The sequence below is a fragment of the Enterococcus sp. DIV1682a genome, assembly GCF_051711005.1.
In the GTDB taxonomy this organism is placed as follows: domain Bacteria; phylum Bacillota; class Bacilli; order Lactobacillales; family Enterococcaceae; genus Enterococcus_B; species Enterococcus_B hirae.
Map to the genome: position 1 here is coordinate 1,846,337 of NZ_JBIOLT010000001.1, position 19,777 is coordinate 1,866,113.

General features: G+C 33.9%; 20 protein-coding genes, 1 tRNA gene and 2 pseudogenes. 16 read left to right on the top strand and 7 right to left on the bottom strand.

All coding sequences use genetic code 11. The features are described from left to right. Positions 1-56 precede the first annotated feature (56 nt). Positions 57-503 carry a DUF2188 domain-containing protein gene (locus IGJ23_RS08310; RefSeq protein ID WP_438774846.1) on the top strand — a complete coding sequence of 149 codons (447 nt, stop codon included), beginning with the start codon at positions 57-59 and terminating at the stop codon, positions 501-503. 107 nt (positions 504-610) lie between these two features. Here IGJ23_RS08310 and asnB read toward each other — a convergent pair whose 3' ends face one another. Beyond that, positions 611-2,506, bottom strand: a complete 1,896-nt coding sequence (asnB, locus tag IGJ23_RS08315) for an asparagine synthase (glutamine-hydrolyzing) (protein ID WP_053766724.1) — start codon at positions 2,504-2,506, stop codon at positions 611-613. 589 nt (positions 2,507-3,095) lie between these two features. Here asnB and IGJ23_RS08320 point away from each other — a divergent pair. Further along, entirely contained in the window at positions 3,096-4,043 is a 948-nt protein-coding gene (locus IGJ23_RS08320) for a glycosyltransferase family 2 protein (RefSeq protein ID WP_010718832.1), read from the top strand. A 78-nt stretch (positions 4,044-4,121) separates the two neighbouring features. Here the strand turns inward: IGJ23_RS08320 and IGJ23_RS08325 are convergent, their stop codons facing one another. Further along, the gene (locus IGJ23_RS08325; protein WP_178286036.1) at positions 4,122-5,486 is read right to left on the bottom strand and encodes a DUF6056 family protein; all 1,365 of its coding nucleotides are present in this window, start codon (positions 5,484-5,486) and stop codon (positions 4,122-4,124) included. Between the two features lie 284 nt (positions 5,487-5,770). Next, on the bottom strand, positions 5,771-5,971 hold the full coding sequence (locus IGJ23_RS08330; protein WP_063627263.1) for a hypothetical protein: 201 nt from the start codon (positions 5,969-5,971) through the stop codon (positions 5,771-5,773). A 302-nt stretch (positions 5,972-6,273) separates the two neighbouring features. Between IGJ23_RS08330 and IGJ23_RS08335 the strand changes: the two genes are divergently transcribed. The 9 genes and pseudogenes from IGJ23_RS08335 (at position 6,274) to IGJ23_RS08375 (ending at position 11,069) form a co-directional block, all read left to right on the top strand. Further along, complete coding sequence (locus tag IGJ23_RS08335) at positions 6,274-6,780, top strand: helix-turn-helix domain-containing protein (protein ID WP_196763497.1); 507 nt, start codon at positions 6,274-6,276, stop codon at positions 6,778-6,780. A gap of 159 nt (positions 6,781-6,939) precedes the next feature. Then, positions 6,940-7,239 carry a helix-turn-helix domain-containing protein gene (locus IGJ23_RS08340; protein WP_438774847.1) on the top strand — a complete coding sequence of 100 codons (300 nt, stop codon included), beginning with the start codon at positions 6,940-6,942 and terminating at the stop codon, positions 7,237-7,239. A gap of 108 nt (positions 7,240-7,347) precedes the next feature. After that, positions 7,348-7,545 (top strand): annotated as a pseudogene (locus tag IGJ23_RS08345) (helix-turn-helix domain-containing protein); the annotation flags it as partial. Positions 7,546-7,614: 69 nt separating this feature from the next. After that, positions 7,615-8,061, top strand: a pseudogene (locus tag IGJ23_RS08350) (helix-turn-helix domain-containing protein); the annotation flags it as partial. 17 nt (positions 8,062-8,078) lie between these two features. After that, on the top strand, positions 8,079-8,561 hold the full coding sequence (locus IGJ23_RS08355) for a toxin (protein WP_438774849.1): 483 nt from the start codon (positions 8,079-8,081) through the stop codon (positions 8,559-8,561). A gap of 103 nt (positions 8,562-8,664) precedes the next feature. Continuing rightward, on the top strand, positions 8,665-8,865 hold the full coding sequence (locus IGJ23_RS08360) for a hypothetical protein (RefSeq protein WP_438774850.1): 201 nt from the start codon (positions 8,665-8,667) through the stop codon (positions 8,863-8,865). Positions 8,866-8,880: 15 nt separating this feature from the next. Beyond that, complete coding sequence (locus IGJ23_RS08365; RefSeq protein WP_438774851.1) at positions 8,881-9,747, top strand: LysM peptidoglycan-binding domain-containing protein; 867 nt, start codon at positions 8,881-8,883, stop codon at positions 9,745-9,747. 162 nt (positions 9,748-9,909) lie between these two features. After that, entirely contained in the window at positions 9,910-10,074 is a 165-nt protein-coding gene (locus tag IGJ23_RS08370; RefSeq protein ID WP_438774852.1) for a hypothetical protein, read from the top strand. Next, on the top strand, positions 10,035-11,069 hold the full coding sequence (locus IGJ23_RS08375) for a site-specific integrase (RefSeq protein WP_438774853.1): 1,035 nt from the start codon (positions 10,035-10,037) through the stop codon (positions 11,067-11,069). The genes IGJ23_RS08370 and IGJ23_RS08375 overlap by 40 nt, the downstream gene beginning before the upstream one ends. A gap of 96 nt (positions 11,070-11,165) precedes the next feature. Here the strand turns inward: IGJ23_RS08375 and IGJ23_RS08380 are convergent. Together IGJ23_RS08380 and IGJ23_RS08385 are read right to left on the bottom strand one after the other, a co-directional pair. Beyond that, positions 11,166-11,253, bottom strand: a tRNA-Ser gene (locus IGJ23_RS08380). A gap of 196 nt (positions 11,254-11,449) precedes the next feature. Beyond that, complete coding sequence (locus IGJ23_RS08385) at positions 11,450-12,016, bottom strand: TetR/AcrR family transcriptional regulator (RefSeq protein ID WP_025480149.1); 567 nt, start codon at positions 12,014-12,016, stop codon at positions 11,450-11,452. 254 nt (positions 12,017-12,270) lie between these two features. On the opposite strand from IGJ23_RS08385, the gene IGJ23_RS08390 reads away from it, so the two are divergent. From IGJ23_RS08390 to IGJ23_RS08405, 4 genes are all read left to right on the top strand, one after another. Then, positions 12,271-13,599 (top strand): DUF1576 domain-containing protein, encoded by a 1,329-nt coding sequence (locus IGJ23_RS08390; RefSeq protein WP_438774854.1) that lies wholly within the window; start codon positions 12,271-12,273, stop codon positions 13,597-13,599. After that, on the top strand, positions 13,568-13,903 hold the full coding sequence (locus tag IGJ23_RS08395) for a hypothetical protein (RefSeq protein WP_025480148.1): 336 nt from the start codon (positions 13,568-13,570) through the stop codon (positions 13,901-13,903). The genes IGJ23_RS08390 and IGJ23_RS08395 overlap by 32 nt, the downstream gene beginning before the upstream one ends. Before the next feature lie 413 nt (positions 13,904-14,316). Further along, positions 14,317-14,913, top strand: a complete 597-nt coding sequence (locus IGJ23_RS08400) for a TVP38/TMEM64 family protein (RefSeq protein ID WP_010737813.1) — start codon at positions 14,317-14,319, stop codon at positions 14,911-14,913. Between the two features lie 92 nt (positions 14,914-15,005). After that, positions 15,006-16,808, top strand: coding sequence for a glycerophosphoryl diester phosphodiesterase membrane domain-containing protein (locus IGJ23_RS08405; RefSeq protein WP_438774855.1), 1,803 nt, complete (start codon positions 15,006-15,008; stop codon positions 16,806-16,808). 224 nt (positions 16,809-17,032) lie between these two features. Here the strand turns inward: IGJ23_RS08405 and IGJ23_RS08410 are convergent, their stop codons facing one another. After that, entirely contained in the window at positions 17,033-17,251 is a 219-nt protein-coding gene (locus IGJ23_RS08410; RefSeq protein WP_010737815.1) for a hypothetical protein, read from the bottom strand. Between the two features lie 456 nt (positions 17,252-17,707). On the opposite strand from IGJ23_RS08410, the gene IGJ23_RS08415 reads away from it, so the two are divergent. Further along, positions 17,708-17,857 carry a hypothetical protein gene (locus IGJ23_RS08415; RefSeq protein ID WP_010718765.1) on the top strand — a complete coding sequence of 50 codons (150 nt, stop codon included), beginning with the start codon at positions 17,708-17,710 and terminating at the stop codon, positions 17,855-17,857. Between the two features lie 91 nt (positions 17,858-17,948). Here IGJ23_RS08415 and IGJ23_RS08420 read toward each other — a convergent pair whose 3' ends face one another. Continuing rightward, complete coding sequence (locus IGJ23_RS08420; RefSeq protein WP_438774856.1) at positions 17,949-19,733, bottom strand: glucosyltransferase; 1,785 nt, start codon at positions 19,731-19,733, stop codon at positions 17,949-17,951. Between the last annotated feature and the right edge of the window lie 44 nt (positions 19,734-19,777).

Here is a 19,777-nt window from a genome sequence, read left to right on the forward strand (position 1 = left end):
TTCCAACTATTGCGCTTACACTTGAAATATAAATAATTTTTGAGGAGGAAGATTTTATGCCTTGGAATATGAAAGATTATCCGCCTGCAATGAAAAATTTAGAAGAGTTAACACGAAAGAAAGCAATCGATATCGGTAACGCCTTGCTTGCAGAAGGCTATCCTGATGATCGTGCTATTCCGATTGCTATCAAACAAGCCAAAGAATGGTCAGAAGATGCTACTTCTACTGAAAAAAAAGAGTTTTCTCAAGAAAAAAATCCAACAAAGCATGATTCTCACGACCCAAATCCAAGAGCTTCTAAATTATTGACAGCCAAAGTGATCGTAAAATTTGAAGAAGATAAGTGGATTGTCCAATCAGAAGGAGCTAAAAAAGCAAGTAATCATTTTGATACGAAAGAAAAAGCGATTGAAAAAGGGAAAGAAATTGCTCAAAACAAAAACACATCATTAATTATCTACAAAAAAGACGGAACGAAAGAAAGAGAAATAAACTATTAATAAAAAACAACTCCTCCACAATAAAGGAGGAGTTGTTCACTGTTAAAAAGGAATAAAATCAATCCGCTCGAAGCGGGATGTTCTTTTGCTTCGCTAACTGATCACGTTTAGACTGTTACATAATCGATTGCTTCAGCCTTAGGGATTTCTTCGTCAACGAAGAAAACTTTATACCAAGTTAAAAAGCTGAAAATCGTCCAAATTTTTCGTTGTTCCTCATGACGCCCTTCATGATGGTCATTTAACAACTTCATGATTTTTTCTTGATCAAAGAATTCTTTGGCAAAATCAGCCTCAAATAATTCTTTGACTTGTTGATAGCCATGGTCTTCTTTCAACCAAGCTTTGATTGGTACTGGGAAACCAAGTTTTACACGGTTAGACCATTCTTCTGGCAAATGTTTATTTGCTGCTTGTCGGAAAATATCTTTGGTATTATTTTGATTTAACAGATACTTACTTGGGATCTGTTCTGCCAATCTCATCACTTCGATGTCAAGTAACGGTACACGTACTTCAAGTGAGCTAGCCATTGATAATTTATCCGCTTTTAATAAAATATCTTTTGGCATCCATTGATGAAGGTCAACGTATTGCATTTTGTTCACTTCATCTTCGATTTTTTCAGTTTTAGCATAATGGACTGCCATAATCTCCTGAACGGAAGGAGCCTTTTGGTATTCTTGTGTTAAAATATCTGACGCTTCGTTTTCTTCAAACACTCGGGCATGACCAATAAAATATTCTTTCGCAGGAGCTAAAGACTCATATAAATGGATTCTACCGTGGAAGTTTTTCATCTTGCCAATTTTTCGTCCCAAGTTATAACGTGTTCCTTTTGGTAGTTTCTTCAACCCTTGAGCAATGACACGAATAACTTTTGAATTCGTATGGAACCCATAAGTTTGGTATCCCGCAAATAGTTCATCTGCCCCTTCACCTGATTGGACAACTCGAACACTTTGCGAAGCCAAGTTTGCTAAGAAATAAAGTGGGACACATGAAGGATTCGAATCTGGCTCATCTAAATGGTATTGAATCAAAGGAAAAGCTTTAAATGACATATCTCCATCGATGACAGCTGCTGTATTATCTAAGTCCAAAAGTTCTGTTAACTTTCTAGCTTCAATAGCTTCATTATATGTTTTATCATCAAACCCAATTGAAAAAGAATGATCAGGTTTTAATACAGAAGTCACATAGCTTGAATCTACCCCACTAGATAAGAATGAGCCAACTTCTACATCGCTGATCGTATGTGCTTTAATCGATGCTTCAACTGTTTCATCAATCTTATCGATCCATTCTTTCCGTGAATAGTTTTGTTTTTCTTCAAAATTAGCATCCCAATATTGATGAATCGCTAACTTATTATCTTTGTAAGTGAAATAATGACCCTCTGGCAAACGGTGAACCCCTTTAAAAAAGGTTTCTCCATTTAATGGTGAATATTGAAATGTCATATAAGGTTTCAAGGCTTCTTTATTCAATTCTTTATGAAAATCTGGATGTGGTAAAAAGCTTTTGATTTCTGATCCGAACATAAATGTGCCGTTCATTTCCGCATAATAATATGGTTTGATTCCAAAATGATCCCGAGCACCAAATAATTCATTGCGTTTATTGTCCCAGATTGCAAAGGCAAACATCCCCCGAACCTTTTGTAATAGATCAGTTCCCCATTCTTCATAACCATGCAACAATACTTCTGTATCCGCATGTGTTTGAAAAATATGTCCAGCTGCAATCAGCTCTTCTCTAAGAGGTTGGTAATTATAGATTTCCCCATTAAAAATGATGACTTTTGTTCGATCTTCATTATAGATAGGTTGTTTTCCACCCTCTAAGTCGATAATACTTAATCTTCTAAATCCTAAAGCAACATGCTGGTCAATATAATCACCCGAACTATTCGGTCCCCGATGAACGATTCGATCCATCATGTCGTTTACGATTGCTTTTTTATTGTCTTTGTCGTTAATAAATCCTACAATTCCACACATTTTATTTTTCACATCCTAGATAATAATTACTATTACTTTGTTTCATCCATAAGCATCTTATCATAGAGGCTATTAAATCTTGAAATAATAGCTCTCTTACAGTTTCGTCACATGAAATAACAGTGAATATTTTTGAGTTCTACTATAAAAAAAGTAGTCCTATTAATTAATTTAACATGTTTTGACTAAGGAAGCTATTTTGTTTAGCAAAGACTTGAAAAATATTCATTATTATTTAATCATCTCTATCATTTAACCAATCAAAAGATAGTCCTTACTAAATAATCCGCTCTAATTAAGTTACGAGCGATTTCCAATAAGACTTGTTTGATTTTACTCTTAAACCTTCTTGTCGTGAAAGAAATTCCGTTGGAACAATCTCTTTTAAAAACAAGAATATATTTTCCACTTACAAATAAACCTAACTAGATCTGACCTCATCTCGCCTAGTATCTGGTTTATATTTTCATTTCTATTTCTTCGAACATAGCTAAGAAGACTTTGTTCGTTTACTTATCTCTAAAACTATATTTTTTTTGATTCATTCATGTTATTATTATGAAGGATCTTTATTGGAAAGGGTAATGTTATGAAAGTATCAATTGTGGTTCCATGCTATAACGAAGAAAAAACAGTTCCTCTTTTTTTTAACGAGGTCGAAAAATTTAAGGGAATACATGAATTTGAATATTTGTTTATTGATGATGGTTCAAGAGATAATACATTACAAGCAATCAAAGCATTAGCTAATGACCATGAATATGTACGCTTTATTTCCTTTTCTCGAAATTTTGGGAAAGAAGCTGCTTTATATGCCGGTTTACAAGCTTCTACTGGCGACCTTGTCTCTGTAATGGATGTTGATTTACAAGATCCACCTGATCTATTACCAGAAATGATTGAAACAATTATGCAATCTGATATTGATTGCGTCGGTACTCGTCGTTCGACTCGTGACGGTGAACCACCGATCCGTAGTTTTTTTGCTAAGAAATTTTATCAGCTAATCAATAAAATCAGTGATACTGAAATGGTTGACGGAGCGAGAGATTTCCGTTTAATGACTCGCCAAATGGTTGATGCTATCTTGGAATTAACTGAATACAACCGCTTTTCGAAAGGCTTGTTCAGTTGGGTTGGTTTTAAAACCAAGTATATTTCCTTTGAAAACCGTGAACGAGTAGCTGGTGAAACCTCTTGGTCTTTTTGGAAATTATTTAATTACTCTATTGATGGAATCGTCAACTTTTCAGATGCACCATTAACAATTGCTTCATTCGTGGGGGCATTATCATGTATTGGTTCAGGTCTTGCTATTTTATTTATTATTTTACGTGCCCTGTTGTATGGTGATCCTACAGCTGGTTGGCCTTCCATGGTCTCTATTTTCTTGTTTATCGGAGGTATCCAATTATTGTGTCTTGGAATAATTGGCAAATACATTGGAAAAATCTTTTTAGAAACCAAACAACGTCCAGTGTATATTATCAGAGAGACTGAAAAAATTAATCCAAAAAACTATCAAAGCGAGAAATAAAAAAACTCAAGTTGTAACGATCTCAATAGTTAGTGATCTAACTGTTGGATTTCCTACAACTTGAGTCTTTTTTTATTTTCATCTATTTATGATGGTCAAAACAATGGTCCCAATCCCCAGCATAGTCAAACTAAATTGTACGAGTTCTGCTTTTTGCGGATTCCAGGTTTTCAACAATTCTTTTACCAGCATTAACACTAAAATTCCTACAACAATATATAAAATATAATAAGTTCTCATTCCTGAAGCCCAGATCGTAGGAGAAAATCCCATAATTATTCTTGAACAAGCGCCCATCATCATTAACAACATAAGAAAAGATGCTGTTTTTTTATTTTCAAAACTTAAGTAAATCCCTAGAAGCAAACAAGCCAATAAACCTAAAACAAGTAAAGTCGCTAGCCATGATCCAGGACGAGTAAGTGACAGATTCGTTCCAGTATCGGTAAATAGCTTTGTTAAGTGACTGCTATCCCATATTTGTGCACGACTATTGCCACGAATGTGTATAAAACTTTCACCCATCGTATTCCCTAGGTAGATAATCAGATTCAAGAAAAAAGGTATAGCAGATAATAAGCGGCCATAATAATTTTTGCACTTGTTATAAGAAAGTAAAAAAACAAATAAGAACAAAATTAAGAACAATACATTTGTATCTAGAAAAAAAGGCTTTCCAAAAGAAGAAATACCCAAATCCAATTTAGTAATAAACCCAAATTGATCATATTGAGGAAACCACTTACTAATTTCTTGAGATGTCCTGATGGCATTCCCCGGTGTTGTCAACGAAAATAGTAACTCAATAAAACTTATGAGCAATGGGAGAATCAATAAGCGATGATATGCTCTTTTATATAATAAATAGCCAGTTATAATGGCCGTTAAAGTAAAAAAGCACGCATTCACTTGTTCTTGGTTAGCAGCAAATATCAGGAAAGGCAAACTAAACCAATAAATACTAGGAGTGATAGCTCTTCCTTTTAAGCGTTGGAAGAATGGGAAAAAAGCGAATAAGCAAAATGAAACGGACCATTGATAATTCAAAGTTGTCGACTCCCAGCCTGTTTCCCCCATCACGGTAAGTGGGACTAAGCAGTAGACAGATGTAACTAGCAACACGTTCTTACCATCCAATTTTTCAAAAACATACTTACAAATCATCAGAACCGTGCCCAACATGATGATTGAATTGACAAATTTCCACAGCAGAAAATGTTTAGAAAAAAACATCATAAACAGCTCTATGATAATTCTCGAACTCCAAGTTTTATAATGTTCGATCGAAGCTCCTAAATACCCCAGTTGGTCTAATCTATTTGAGTAAACTAAATCATCTGCTCTAAATGATGGCATATATAGATTGAAAAATAAAAAACCAAGCCAAATAACTAAAAGCAAAAAAAATAATTCTTTATTAATTCTTTTTTTATTCCAGTACATTATTAAACTCCTTTTTATAATTTATCCCAGCAATTATAACACAGAGGCTTCTGTTTCCTATATTTTTTTCATCCTTTTATTTTTAAATAATGAACAAACTGGTCACTTTATCAAAAATAAACATAACAATTAACAGGTTTCATTCATTGGTTTTCCAAAGCGTTTGATCAACCATATTCGGCTAAAAAAGTATTCATTACTTGTTAATAAAACTTTACAAGAAAAATAAGTACTCCAAACAAATAACACCGCATAATTTTTGAAACATTCATAAATTCTCCATTCTAAATGATATCGTTCATGAAGAGACAAAAGTTACAATAACTATCGATAGGCATCTGACGGAAATTCGGTAGGAGCATCTTCTCTTTGTATTCATCGAGAAAACGAGATGCTCTTCGTTCGCTCTCTTCACTAGCTATACGTCTTATTTCCTCAATCAATGCGATTGACAAGTCTAATTCGTCTATGCCCAGCTTTGCCATTTTCCCCCTCCTTTAAATTAGACGTTTCCCCCTAACCAGTTCTTTATTTAAACCCCTTTGTGCATTTTTAGAACAGATACCGTAAAAAAATAATCAGGAAAAAACTCAGAAATTGGTTTATTTAGCTTTTCCGAAAATTTCGCAGCTTCATCCAGCCCGATGGACATAACCCACCTCTCTCTTTTTCCGCATTTTTTCAAAAAAAGTTTAATTTGGTCGAAATGACTCTTTTTTATTTAACATTGCATTTTTGGAACAATAGGCATAATATTAAATAAAAACTAATGAAGGAAGTATCCGAAATGAGTGTTTTTTCCGATGAATTATCGAAATTAATGCGAAATAGAGACATGTCAGATGAAGACCTTGCTTCGGTGGTTAATGTTAATAGGACCACAGTTTCAAGATGGCGGTCTGGTGAAAGAAGTCCGAAAATAGAGAAGCTCCCAGAAATCGCATCGGTATTCAATGTTGATCCGAAAATTTTCGTGGGAGAAAACAACGAATCAATCACTTCTGCCTCTTTTATAGAAACTATCTACAACAAATTAAGCGAGAATAGACAAGAAAAAGTGGCTGAGTTTGCAATAAATCAACTAGAAGAGCAAAAACAAGAAAATTCACCCACACCACTTCGTAAAGAAAGTAGTGAGAAAGAAATTTACACACTTGCAGCTCATGCATCCGATCCTAATCATCGATTCACAGATGAAGAAGTCGCTGAGTTAGAGTCGTATTTAGACGAGTTGGATAAAGAGTATGACAAGAAACAAGCTAAGCGAGATAAGTGTCGAAAGCAGTCAGATTGATATGAAACTTTTGCGAATGAACGCAGCGCAACGCCTCCTGTCGTCAAGACGTGTTCCATCCCTTCTCAGGAACGATATTATAATATCCTTTAGAATAATTGGAGGTAAAAACATTGCGAAATAGTTGAGATCGTAGATTCGTTACGAACGGAACAGGGATTGTCCGTTAGCGAACTTGCCCGAAGAGTAAACATGTCTAAGTCAGCTTTGTCTAGGTACTTTAACAAAATCAGAGAATTCCCTTTGAGCAGAGTAGAAGATTTTGCAAGGGCGCTAGGTGTATCTCCTGAGTATATACTAGGATTTGAAGAAGATATATTGATAGAAAAAACTGTAACTACAATGAAAAAAATCGATGATGAAAAAAAACTAAAAGTCTATGATTTCGCACATAAACAATTAAAAGAGCAAAAGAATGAGCGTGTAACGTCGATTGGTAAAAGTAGTCAACGTGGTTAGCTTGGTATGAAACCCTTGTGAATGAAGCTTAGCGGCGAGTTAGTCGTTATTAAAACTCCGTTTAAAGATAGACACGGGCGTATAATAAAATTTGTCGGTGGTGAGAATATGGACGTTTTAAAGGAAAAGCGCCTAGAAAAAAATATGACATTAGAAGATGTCGGCAAGTTAGTCGGTGTTGGAAAGTCCACAGTAAGAAAATGGGAAAATGGCATGATTGAAAATATGGGAAGGGATAAGATTGTGTCTCTATCAAAAGCATTGGATATTTCCCCTCTGGAGATATTGGGTATGAATGAACAGGAAATACCTAAATCTAACACATCGTTTAAGGATTTAGAAAATAAAGAAGTGATGGCTAATAATATTAATCATTATATGAAAAAGTATGGAATTGATAGAAAGAAACTTTCTAGCGATTTAGGCATTAGCTATACAACTTTGACAGATTGGATAAAAGGTAAAACTTATCCACGCATCGACAAAATTGAAATGCTTGCGAATTATTTTAATATATCTAAGTCGGATTTAGTCGAAAATAAGTCGGAAGAAAAAAATTTATTGATAGAAAAAACTTTATCTACAATGAAAAAAATCGATGATGAGAAAAAGCAAAAAGTCTATGATTTTGCACAGAAACAATTAGAAATTCAAACGAACGAGCGTATAACCTCGATTAGCAAAACTAATGACGAAGAAATCTATACTTTGGCAGCCCACTCTCCTGATCCGAATAGAGAATACTCCGAAGAAGATATTGAACATATCCAGTCTGTTTTAGCTAAATATAGAAAGAAATACGAAGATAAAAACAAAAAGTAATCGTGTGGTGTTGAGATGTGAACAGCTATGAAACGTTATTAAGTAAAGTTGTACAAGAGTTGCCTGTTTTAGAAGTTGAATTACTGCGAGATATCGGAGAAAAAGCAATTTACGAAAATAATTATATTTACTTAGATAAAAATTTAAGCACTATTCATAAGAGGATACATCTATCAGAAGAATTCTCTCATTATAGAACAAGCGTCGGCAACATCATCGACTACACCCACCCCAGAAACAGAAAACAAGAGATCCAAGCACGTCGAGATTCGATCGAACGGCTTGTTTCTCTTGATGATCTGTTTGAGTGTTATAAGTGTGGATGTCGCTCAAAATACGAATGCGCAGAATTTCTTGAAGTAACAGAACCATTCTTCGCTGATACGCTTAGGCACTACTTTGCTAAGTATGGTTCATTCTACATACATAAGGACCATCTTTATGTATTTGATTTAGATTCACTTGTGATTATTCCTACAAACGATAATAATTATAAATAGGAATAATTATGAAATAATCATTTTTTTATTTTTTTATTTTGTTAATAACCATAACAATATAAGAAATTAAATGAAATTTTAGGAATAAAAAGGAAGTGAAACGATGAAATTTGGAATGAGGAAACCAAGTGTAAAGAAATCGATTAGCGCTCGAACTAAAGGGAAAGCTAAAAGGAAATTAAAAAAGGCGTTGATTCCTGGGTATGGTAAAAAAGGAACAGGTTGGATTAAGGATCCAAAGAAAGCAGCTTACAACAAGGTTTATAGAAAGACTACGTTTAGCTTTTGGGATTTATTCAAATAAAAGGAGAAATGAGGAATGAAAATGAAAAAATGTGTGGGTGCTTTTTTTGCGATTATTTCATTAATAGTATTTGGTGCTTGCAGTAATAACGTAACTGTTGATGATTTAAAGGCAAATGATTGGGTTATAGAAGCTGCTAAAGATGATGATGCTGATATGATTCTTTCGTTTTCTGATCACGTTGTGACGATAAAAGTAGATACTTCTAGTATGAAATCATCTGCTAGTGACGAATGGGAAGCTATGGGCGAAGAATTTGCAAAAAATATGTTTAATCAAATGGATTACAAATTTGAATATACATTGAACGAAAACGTAATGACGTGGAAAACAGATGAGAATAAAGATGCTAAATATACCGTAAGTAAGGATGCTAATAATATCAAATTAACACCTGATAAATCTAATGATTCAGATAATAAAGAAGAGTTGATTTTAAAACCTCAAAAACAAAAATTAAAAGAATCGCATTCTTCTGTTTCCACCTCTGCTGAAGATACTTCAACAACCAGTGAGGAAATTTCTTCCTCAACAACAGAAAGCTCAACGGAATCATCAGTTGCAATCGCTAATAGCTCTACGCAATCGTACGAAAGCACAGAAAGTTATTCTGAAGTACCAAGTTCTAGCGTAGTTCAAACTGCGGAAGCTACTAGCTCATCAGAGCAACCAGTTCCACAAGATTATATTCCCTCTGAGCAACCTCAGCCAGAAACCCCACCTCAACCAGAAACTCCAGATGTTTTGACTTTGCTACCCGGTGAAGGTCCAAAACAATTAGCCGACCGCGCAGGAATCACTACTGACCAATTATTTGCGCTGAATGGCTTAGATCCAAACAATTATATGCTTTATCCGGGACAAAAGCTAAGAGTTAAATAGGTTAAGAAATATTCTTATTGATAAAAAACACGCCCCACCGACCAAAGCGAGAGCGTGTTCTAGTTTAAGAACTACGGTAAAGTAGGTCTATTTATTGTACCCTATTTTACCATCTCGAAATCCGCTGTACAACCGAACAAACGTACGAAAGGAAATAAAAAGATGGCTAAACGAGAAATTGATCATCGAATTAAAAGCTATGTAACAAAAAAAGAGGAAACAAAATACATGTTCTACATTTACGCTGGTGTAGATTCTATGACTGGCAAGAAAAGAAGAGTAAAAAAATGGGATTTAAAAGTGCGTTTGAAGCAGATCGAGCTTTAAGAAGAATTGAAACTCAAGTAAAAAATGAAGGTGCTGACTCAGTAAAAGTAAAACAAAGTAAAAAATTCTTAGAAATATATAATTTATGGTTCGAAAATTATAAAAAAACTGTAAAAGAAAGTACTTGGGCATCTACCGAAGAAATTTTCAGACTTCATATTCTACCCATCTTTGGAGAAAACTTTATAAACAAAATAGACGTATTTTTTTGCCAGAAAGCTGTGAATGAATGGTCTGAACAATATCCAAAAACATTCAAAAAATATAAAAACTATACTTCCAATGTTTTTGACTATGCTGTTTCAATTCAGGAAACAGAAAGCAATCCTATGAAAATTGTCACAGTGCCAAAAGGTGAAATCCTAAGCATAGAAAAAAAGGATATTGAATTCTACACTAAAAATGAGTTACTAGAATTCTTGAGAGCTGCTAAGCAAGAAAAAGACACGATTTATATTTTTTTCTACTTATTAGCTTATACTGGCTTACGTAAAGGAGAAGCGTTCGCTTTGACATGGTCGGATATTAATTTTAATACAAATACACTAACCGTCAATAAAACTATCACAAGGGGCAAAAATGGGCGTTTAATTGTAAATGAACCAAAAACGAAAAATGGAGTTAGAACTATATATTTAGATCATGAGTTATCAAGTACTCTAAAAAAATATAAAAAAAGCAGTACTAAACTTACTCATATTTTCGACCGTGAAAATTTAGTTTTTGCCAATAATGGAGAATTGTATAATCCAACAATTACACGGTTTTGGTTAAAACAAATTTATAAGAAAAACGAAAATCTGAAACGAATTTCCGCTCATGGATTTCGACATACACACGCAAGTTTACTTTTTGAATCTGGTGCTTCTCTAAAAGATGCTCAAGCAATATTAGGACATGCAGACATACAAACAACAGCGAATATCTACACGCACGTTACAGAAAACAAAAATAAGACCACTATTTCTAACTTTTCAAATTATATGAAAGGATGATTGGAATAAAGTCAAAAAGGGGTACTAAAAGGGGTACTCTTTTTTAAAAAGAGAGCTATCCAGCAAACGCCAGATAGCTCAGAAACGTTGGTATAAAGGAAGGTACAGGATTTGAACCTGCGCGCCGGTATTAGCCGGTTCGCCGGATTTCGAGTCCGGTGCATTACCACTCTGCCAACCTTCCATACCTATTATTTTTAAACTTTTTTTAGTAAAAAGTCAAGCCTATTTCCCGATAGAAATCAAAAACCGGCATATTTATTTTATGAGAAGACAAAAAAACACAAGAATCATTTTCTGCTCCTTCTTAAATAGTGCCCAATGTGAAGTAAGAAAGAGTATTGGAATGAACCTTGTGTTATCACACTTCATAAGTAGATCTAACTAATTGTTTCAGGATTTTCTAAAGAAAGAATAGAATCAATCGTTCGCTTGATGAACGAAATAATTTGTTCTTCAGTTGGGTGCATGATGTTTGAAGACATTAAAGATGCGATTCCGGTAACTGCAACCCAAGTTCCAGTGTGTAATGCATCAACGTATTCATCTGACAACTGGCTGTATCGATGATCTTGTTTGACGATTTCACGGAAATAGTTATAAGAAAAATCATGCATTTTTTGTCCATCGCCATGTTCGTCGATATATAATGCCATGTAAAGACTATGATGTTTTTTTGCAAAGTAGATATAGTTTAATCCTAGGTCAATAATTTTATCTCCAGTACGTTCAACTGGAAAAACATTTTCTTTGAGTTGTTCAAAAATTGAGTCTAATAAAGTATTTTTTAGATCCTCCATGTTTTTGAACTCTAAATAAATAGGTTGTGTGGATATACCCATTTTTTTAGCAATATTTCTCGCAGTAAACCCTTTAAAACCTTCCTTTGCAACAACATCATAAGCAGCTTTCAGAATTTGATCTTTAGTATAGACTTTTCTTCTCATTAAAACTCCCCCACTTCTTACTGCAGTATATGTTGTTTTATTGTAACCGATATACACAGTTTTTGGCAAATAATTTACTCAAAACGTTATATTTTAAGTTTTTTTCTTATTTATTTTTAACAATGATACAATATTATTTAAGAATAAACAAAAATACTGTTTCCCCTTACAAAAATTGATTTTTCTGTAACTGTTAGTTGACCAAAAGATTTCTTTCACGTTATAGTTAAAGAAAACGACAAAGAAGGTATGTAATGGTTAATAAAAACGACGTTATTTATATTCACCCCATCAAAAAAAAGCCATCTCAAAAAAATAAGTATTTTTATTTAACATTTACTGGCTTGTTTTTTCTAATAATCGGGCTTGTTTCTGGACATCCGGTTGAAACTATTGAGGGGCTCAACAATATCCTTACTTCTCCTAGTAATCTGATGACCGATTATTTGGCAATAGGTGGTTTTGGAAGCGTATTTATCAATGTTGGTGTCCTGACTTTGTTGTCCGTACTTCTTTGCTATCATCATAAAGTCTATCTAAATGGACTAATCTTTGCTTCTGTATTAACCGTCACAGGCTTTTCTTTTTTTGGAAAAAATCTGTATAACTCTCTTTCCATTATTTTGGGTGTCTATCTCTATGCACGTTTTTTACATAAACCATTTTCACAGTATATTATGGTTGGCTTATTTGCTAGTGCCTTGTCACCTGTAGTTAGTTATATCACTTTCGGTATGAACTTACCATTGGGCTTAGGTATTTTATTTGGTAATCTGACTGGTATACTCGTTGGTTTTTTACTCCCTCCTTTGGCATCGCATACCCTTATTTTTCATCGTGGATTCAATTTATATAATATTGGTTTTACTTCTGGATTGATCGCCATGGTCGTGGCTGGTATCCTTCGGTTATTTGATTTTCCAATTGAAGTTCAATCGTTCGTTTCAACAGGCTACCATCAAGAACTTACATTAGTCATTTTTCTTTTTTTTAGTTTAACTACGCTATTTGGTCTTTTTATTAATTCATGGAAGCTCACTGGTTTACATGACATTTTTCAAACTTCAGGAAAAGTAACTACTGATTTTATGGCGATCTCAAGTATCGGTGCCACCTTACTAAACATGGGGTTAGTAGGGCTGATGCTTTCCATCTATGTTCTTCTTATTGGTGGTGAATTCAACGGCCCGATTATTGGTGCAATCCTATCTTCAGTTGGATTCAGTGCCTTTGGTTGTCATCTAAAGAACAGTTTCCCCATACTTATAGGGATTTATCTTGCTTCATATCTGGCTACTATCCATGATGCCTCTCAAACAACAATGATCGTAGCAGCGATATTTGGTACTGCACTTGCTCCTATTAGTGGTTTTTATGGTAGTATTTTTGGTATTTTGGCTGGATTTTTGCATATTGTCTTAGTCCATAACGTCAGTGCATTACATGGCGGATTAAGCCTATATAATAGTGGATTCTCAACTGGATTCGTTGCAGGTTTTCTTGTACCGATCTTGGACAGCCTGACTGTTGACAGAAAGGAAAAGGATGGCATTGGAAAAAGAATTATCAAAAAGAATCATTAGTGAATTTTTAACCTATCTTTATTCTCACGAGATCACTGAAATAAGGATTGGGCTAGAATCAACACCCGAAGGATTATATATTGAAATTCAAGGAACTTGTTATTCTCCTCCTTCTGATTTGCATGAGTTAGCGGAAATGCTCAATGAACCAAGAAATCCTACTATGGATCTATATTACCAAGAGCTTGGAAATGTTTTTCTGGATCAATCAGATTTCCGATTACTTGGAAGTCTGATTGATGATGTGGAACTTATGTACGAACTTCCCATCTTAAATATAAAAGTATTTAGACGAATCCTTTGATTCAACAGGCTTAGTGAAAAGACAAAATGAGACACTGATTTTCACTCCCCTGAGATATTCCCTTTAGCTTTCATATAGTTATGGCGTTCAGAGTATTCTATCCACGTAAGTAAGCTAGAAACGCATAAGAGGTAAAGCAAAAACTTCTTCTTTTAGTTTCCTCAGCTTATTTTAAAGCTTTAATACTTGAACGCCGATTTTTCATTTAATAGAGGATATTTTTCCTAAAACTACAGGCACAAAAATAATACTTCAAATACATCTTTAGTTGGATGTTTTTGAATCGTTTTTAAATTATACTTATTACAACTTACAAAATTGTTTGATAACTGTCATTTAAAATAGTGGCACAAAGAGTCACTAATAAAGTACATTAGTAATATAAGAAAACGTATCAAAGGAGTTGATAGACGTTGAACATTGCGGCATCACGGAAATTGATCAATTTTATATCTATCATTGGATTAGTAATTTCGATAGGCTTAACGATTTATTTTATCAATTTGGGTGTATTTAAAGATTTAAATTCTTTAAGAGGATTAGTTGGAGATTCAATTATCTTAGGTCCTATCATTTTCATCTTAATCCAAATCCTGCAAGTTGTTATTCCAATCATTCCTGGAGGGATAAGTACAGCAGCCGGTGTATTAATTTTTGGACCTTATGCTGGTTTTATTTATAATTATGTAGGGATTTGTATCGGTTCGATCATCATCTTTTTACTTGGTCGACGGTATGGTAAACCATTTATTTTATCTATGGTCAGTGACAAGACGTATAACAAGTATGTTGGTTGGCTCGATAACCAGAATCGCTTTGAAAAGTTATTTGCTTTAGCAATTTTTCTACCAGTGGCCCCTGATGATGCGCTTTGTTTAATGGCTGGTCTAACAAATATTTCTGTAAAAAAATATACTTGGATCATTTTATTGGCGAAACCCCTCTCGATTTTCTTATACAGCATGGCTTTGATTTATGGTGGACATTTCTTAAGTGGATTACTAGGATAGTTTATGATAAGTGGGCGTACTGCGTTAAGTATTTGCGCAATCTGTCCACTTATTTTTATTTTTACGTTATAATATTTATGGTAGGTGATTGAATGTTAATTTATTTAAAAAGAAGTTTAGGAAATGCTTGGGACTTTCTTAAAGGAACTCAAGCATATTTTCGTGATGTTTTGATTATGCATTTATTTATTTTATTTATTTGTTTACCCTTATTGAATAGTACGACCAGATTCATCTTGAATCGAGGAGCCATTGATTATATATCTAGTGATAATATCTCTACGATCCTTTCACAGCACCCAGGCGTCTTATTGTCTTTGACTGCTGTCTTACTAACTATCTTACTCCTAGTTTATTTTGAGTTTACTTTTTTATTGATGAGTGTTTACTTTATTAAGAAACAAACACCTATCTCGTTGAAACAGTTACTTCAAGCAACGTTTCGTCAATTAAAAAAAATACGCCCTTTGACTTTTCTTTTTTTCTTAGCTTATTTCGTACTTATTTTACCGATTAGTGGGTTAAGTTTTAATTCTGATTTACTATCTAAAGTTAAAATCCCAGCTTTTATCATGGATTTTATTTTTACTAATCGTTGGATCGTGGTTAGCAGCTTCATTCTGTTTTATATCTTTTTAGCTTACATTGGTATCCGTCTCATTTTTGCCTTACCAGAAATGATTCTACGTGATCGACCATTTAAACAAGCGGTTAAAGAAAGTTGGTATTTAACCAAATCACGTTTTTTTGCAATCCTTGGACAGTTCATCATTATTGGTGGTAGTATTTTACTCATTTCATTTACCGGCTATTTAATTGTGCTCCTCGCACAAATAATTGTAGAACAATTTTTCCCTAATTATTCATTGATTAGCGCTGTTTTTGCAATGACGATTCTTCAAGCTATCCTTTTATTCAACATCGTTATGTCAACAGTCGGAATTTTTTACATTATTATTGATTTCATGGATGATGAAGGTTTTCTTCCTGAGACTCCTAACTGGTTTCGTTTAGAATCTCCTAACAAACGTTTTTCTGTTCTTAAAAATACAAGCTTAGTTTTATTTGCTGTATTTTTTGGTGTAGGTGTTTGTCTCTACAATATGGATTATTTGACTTCTGCTTCTCAAACGAAACCTGTAACGATTTCTCATCGTGGTGTCAGTGGAGGTAACAGTGCCCAAAATACTTTAGCTGCTTTAGAAAAAACAAGTCGTACCTACCATCCTGATTATGTGGAGATGGATGTACAAGAAACCAAAGATGGTCAATTCGTTGTCATGCATGATTTTAACTTAAAAAAATTAACAGGGATAAATAAAGCACCACAAGATCTAACCTTAAAAGAATTAGAAAAGTTAAAAGTAACTGAAAACGGTGCGAAAGAACCTGTCGTTTCCTTTGATACTTATTTAAAGAGAGCCAATGAATTAAATCAAAAACTTTTAATCGAAATCAAAAATTCAAAAAATGATTCTAAAGATATCGTTGATCGCTTTGTCAAAAAATATGAAGAAAACATTTTAACTCATCAGCATATTCTACAAAGTCTTACGTATCAGACGGTATCTGATCTGAAAAATGCCAACCCTAATTTTTATGTAGGCTACATCCTACCATTCAATATTGTTGGACCACCAGTTACTCCGGCCGACTTTTTGACGATGGAGTATAGTACGATCAATCGGAATTTTATTGATTCAGCTCATCAAGATGGTAAAAAAGTGTATGTCTGGACGGTTAACGACTCAGATGGAATCAGTCGTATGATGTTTTATGGTGTTGATGGGATCATTACTGATCAAATGACTATCTTAAATGAAAATATCAAAGCAATGGATGAAGAGATCACCTATTCAGATAAATTATTGAATTTCGTTTTAGGTGTTGGTTAAAAAAAGAGCCCCATGGATTGAATCCATGGGGTTCTTTTTCAATTACTTTATCTTTCTCTCACGCTTTTCACCGCACGAACCACCGCTAAGATTGCCGGAATAGCAGAAATAACTGCTAAGATAATGCCCATTTTACCTGAACTCTTTCTTTTTTGCATGTTTTTTCGCTCCCTTCTCTCTCCTCTAATTATAGAGAAGTTTACGATATTTCTCAAAAAAAGTGTTTATGAAACCAAAGCAGATTCTGCTACTGTATAAATTTCGTCCAGTTTAACTAGTAGACGAAACTTACTATCGTAAACAGCCAACCGATCTCTCTGATCATAGCTTTCTACAAAAATAACAGCCGTATTAGTATATGTACGTTCCACGCAACCAATCACTTCATAGTTCACTCCAATCGGTTTGCATATGTATGACTTGCCTATTTCTAATTTTAACATTTCTCAATTCCCTCCTTTATTTTGTTAATCTTTAATTTATAATAACAAAAAAAAGAAGATTTGAAAACGATTTATTGAATTTTTTTATATTTTTTCTTAGAATTACACGATTTCAATCTAGTTTCCCCTTTTTCTCACATAACTAATACCAAGATATAATTGTAATTTATAAGTGACAGATTTGTTTGAAACTGTTAGCCTTTTGTTCGTGTAAACCTCCGAAAAAGCATCTAAACTATTCTGTGAGGAGGGAATTTCATGATTGTTATTCAAGCTACTGTATTTATCCTGTTATTGATTGGATTGCTTATTGGACTCACAGAAAATTAAGAATCCCTTGTTGACATAGCAATTAATTGCGAAAAAAAAATAAGGGTGCTACACTGATTACAGGAAGGAAAATTTAACAGAAAATTCCAACCACAATTTACATTAATAAAAAAAGAGGTGACTTACATGACATTTACTAAAACAAATATTGAATACCGAGTTGCATTTGATACTGTATCCAATCAATTTATGGCAATTGATGCTACAAATGAAAACAACGTAGCATTTGGTATCACGATTGAACAAGCTGTCCGTGCATTAAATGAATCCAAATAAGGAGTGAATCATTTCTAATGACCGAAAACAACTCGGGATCGAAAAAAGAATAAAGACGTTTGCAACTAATACAGTTAGCAAACGTCTTTTATTATTTATTCAATTTGAGTTTGTGCTTTATTTTCCCCCATGAAATTTTGCTGATTCCCAGAAAGATTAGAACCATCGCAATTTGCATGATTGGTACTCCTGCCCCCGTATACACACTTAGAAAATAATCTTTTTGCTCTGGCGAGTAGGAACAAAACCATGAAACCCCAAATAAAAATAAAAACTGGGTCAATATCAAACCACTAGTAATGACTAGTGCAGAACAATAAAAACCACGATCTTTTTTAGCATAGATTGAACCTAAGATCAAAAATAAAAATCCTAAAATCGCTAAACATAGAACAACACCACTTGTCTTTTGATAAATCGCAATCATAATATTAGAGATTTTCGCTGTTTTTGATAAAACTAAAATTGGCGGTTGTGGATCTTCACTATTAATCCAATTATTCAATAAAGGAACCCGCAAAAAGTTTTGCGCTGCTTCTACATCCGCATGGGTTCCAAAACTGTAATTCCCTCCTTGATGAAAATCTTTGTAAAATAAATTGTCACTATAAGCTGTCCTAAAAAAATCTAAGAGTACTGGAATATCCTCGGCAATCTTCCCATCTCCTGTACTCATTAAGTAGACTTCACGTTTCTTCTTCAAATCTCCCTTACGATAAGCAGCCCTTAACTCTTGATTGACTTGTTTCCAAAATTCATTGGTTTCTTTTGCGTTATTTTGATAGTAGCCAGACTCATTCAACACATCTCGCAGTGCCCAAAAAATAATGTCTCCCTTTAATTCCTTTACTTTTCCTGCCTGAGTCCAAGCATGTGTCGTATATAATTCTTTGATTCTAGCAGCTTCTTTAGCAAAAGCAGGTGACACAGCTAATGCTTTATTTAACGCTTCATGAGAAACCCAAATCCTACTGTTCTCTTTGTTTATGTTCGTTCCATCATCTATTCGAATCAAGTTCTTCATCAATTGAGCAAACTCTCCGCTCGTACGATCATTGACTACTGCAAGATGATAGACTTCTTCATTTTTATGCTTAATCATTTGGTTTGTCACGATAAAGCTGATCATAGGAAGAAAAAACAAACTGAGCTTGATCAGTTTTCTTCGATCAAAGGTAATTTGTGAAAAAAACTTTTCAACAGTTTTCGTTGGTCTAAAATCCACTCCTAATAAAATCTGAACAAAACTAATGATTAAGGCTGCCAGAACAAACGGCAACAACCAGAGTGAATCTTCGCGAATATACCAGTAAAATGGAAAGATTAGAGACAACAAGAAAAACCAAGGTAAAATAGTTTTTGTTGCACGATATTTACGATAATAAATAGCTAATAAACAAGCAACGATAATTACGACAGATGGAATTACAATGGCGTTTCGATAAATACGTGTCGAATATTCATGGGTAAAACCGATTGGTGAAAATAAAAAAAAGACATAGATAAAAAACAAGATACTATTCTTTTTAACGATCGGCTTTACACTCAGTGTAATCAGCACGCTAGCTAAAATATTAAACCCACCTAATAATAGCGAGTATGGTAGCTGAATTTTATTGGCAAAAGCTAAAAATAAGCTATAAGAAATACCTTTTGATAAAGTTTTAGCATTGTACTCTCCTAACCACTGCCCGTCCACTAAGTTACGGGCATAATGAATAAAAAGCTGGTCATCATAGTTAGCTGTCATATCGATGCTGTAAGTCGCTTTGTAATAGAGATAAAGACGTATTAGTGTAAGAATTAGAGCGATACCACAAATAAAATAAAGTTGTTTTTGCCTAACATACTGAAGCATTTCCTTTACTCTATCCATGTACCCTAACCTTTCCTCCGCCTTTCTTCTTGATACTAATCATA

Excerpts from the sequence above, each read along its gene's own strand:
- IGJ23_RS08310 (WP_438774846.1), top strand. The coding sequence starts at position 57 with ATGCCTTGGAATATGAAAGATTATCCGCCTGCAATGAAAAATTTAGAA.
- asnB (WP_053766724.1), bottom strand. The coding sequence starts at position 2,506 with ATGTGTGGAATTGTAGGATTTATTAACGACAAAGACAATAAAAAAGCA.
- IGJ23_RS08320 (WP_010718832.1), top strand. The coding sequence starts at position 3,096 with ATGAAAGTATCAATTGTGGTTCCATGCTATAACGAAGAAAAAACAGTT.
- IGJ23_RS08325 (WP_178286036.1), bottom strand. The coding sequence starts at position 5,486 with ATGTACTGGAATAAAAAAAGAATTAATAAAGAATTATTTTTTTTGCTT.
- IGJ23_RS08330 (WP_063627263.1), bottom strand. The coding sequence starts at position 5,971 with ATGGCAAAGCTGGGCATAGACGAATTAGACTTGTCAATCGCATTGATT.
- IGJ23_RS08335 (WP_196763497.1), top strand. The coding sequence starts at position 6,274 with ATGAGTGTTTTTTCCGATGAATTATCGAAATTAATGCGAAATAGAGAC.
- IGJ23_RS08360 (WP_438774850.1), top strand. The coding sequence starts at position 8,665 with ATGAAATTTGGAATGAGGAAACCAAGTGTAAAGAAATCGATTAGCGCT.
- IGJ23_RS08365 (WP_438774851.1), top strand. The coding sequence starts at position 8,881 with ATGAAAATGAAAAAATGTGTGGGTGCTTTTTTTGCGATTATTTCATTA.
- IGJ23_RS08370 (WP_438774852.1), top strand. The coding sequence starts at position 9,910 with ATGGCTAAACGAGAAATTGATCATCGAATTAAAAGCTATGTAACAAAA.
- IGJ23_RS08375 (WP_438774853.1), top strand. The coding sequence starts at position 10,035 with ATGGGATTTAAAAGTGCGTTTGAAGCAGATCGAGCTTTAAGAAGAATT.
- IGJ23_RS08385 (WP_025480149.1), bottom strand. The coding sequence starts at position 12,016 with ATGAGAAGAAAAGTCTATACTAAAGATCAAATTCTGAAAGCTGCTTAT.
- IGJ23_RS08390 (WP_438774854.1), top strand. The coding sequence starts at position 12,271 with ATGGTTAATAAAAACGACGTTATTTATATTCACCCCATCAAAAAAAAG.
- IGJ23_RS08405 (WP_438774855.1), top strand. The coding sequence starts at position 15,006 with ATGTTAATTTATTTAAAAAGAAGTTTAGGAAATGCTTGGGACTTTCTT.
- IGJ23_RS08410 (WP_010737815.1), bottom strand. The coding sequence starts at position 17,251 with ATGTTAAAATTAGAAATAGGCAAGTCATACATATGCAAACCGATTGGA.
- IGJ23_RS08415 (WP_010718765.1), top strand. The coding sequence starts at position 17,708 with ATGACATTTACTAAAACAAATATTGAATACCGAGTTGCATTTGATACT.
- IGJ23_RS08420 (WP_438774856.1), bottom strand. The coding sequence starts at position 19,733 with ATGGATAGAGTAAAGGAAATGCTTCAGTATGTTAGGCAAAAACAACTT.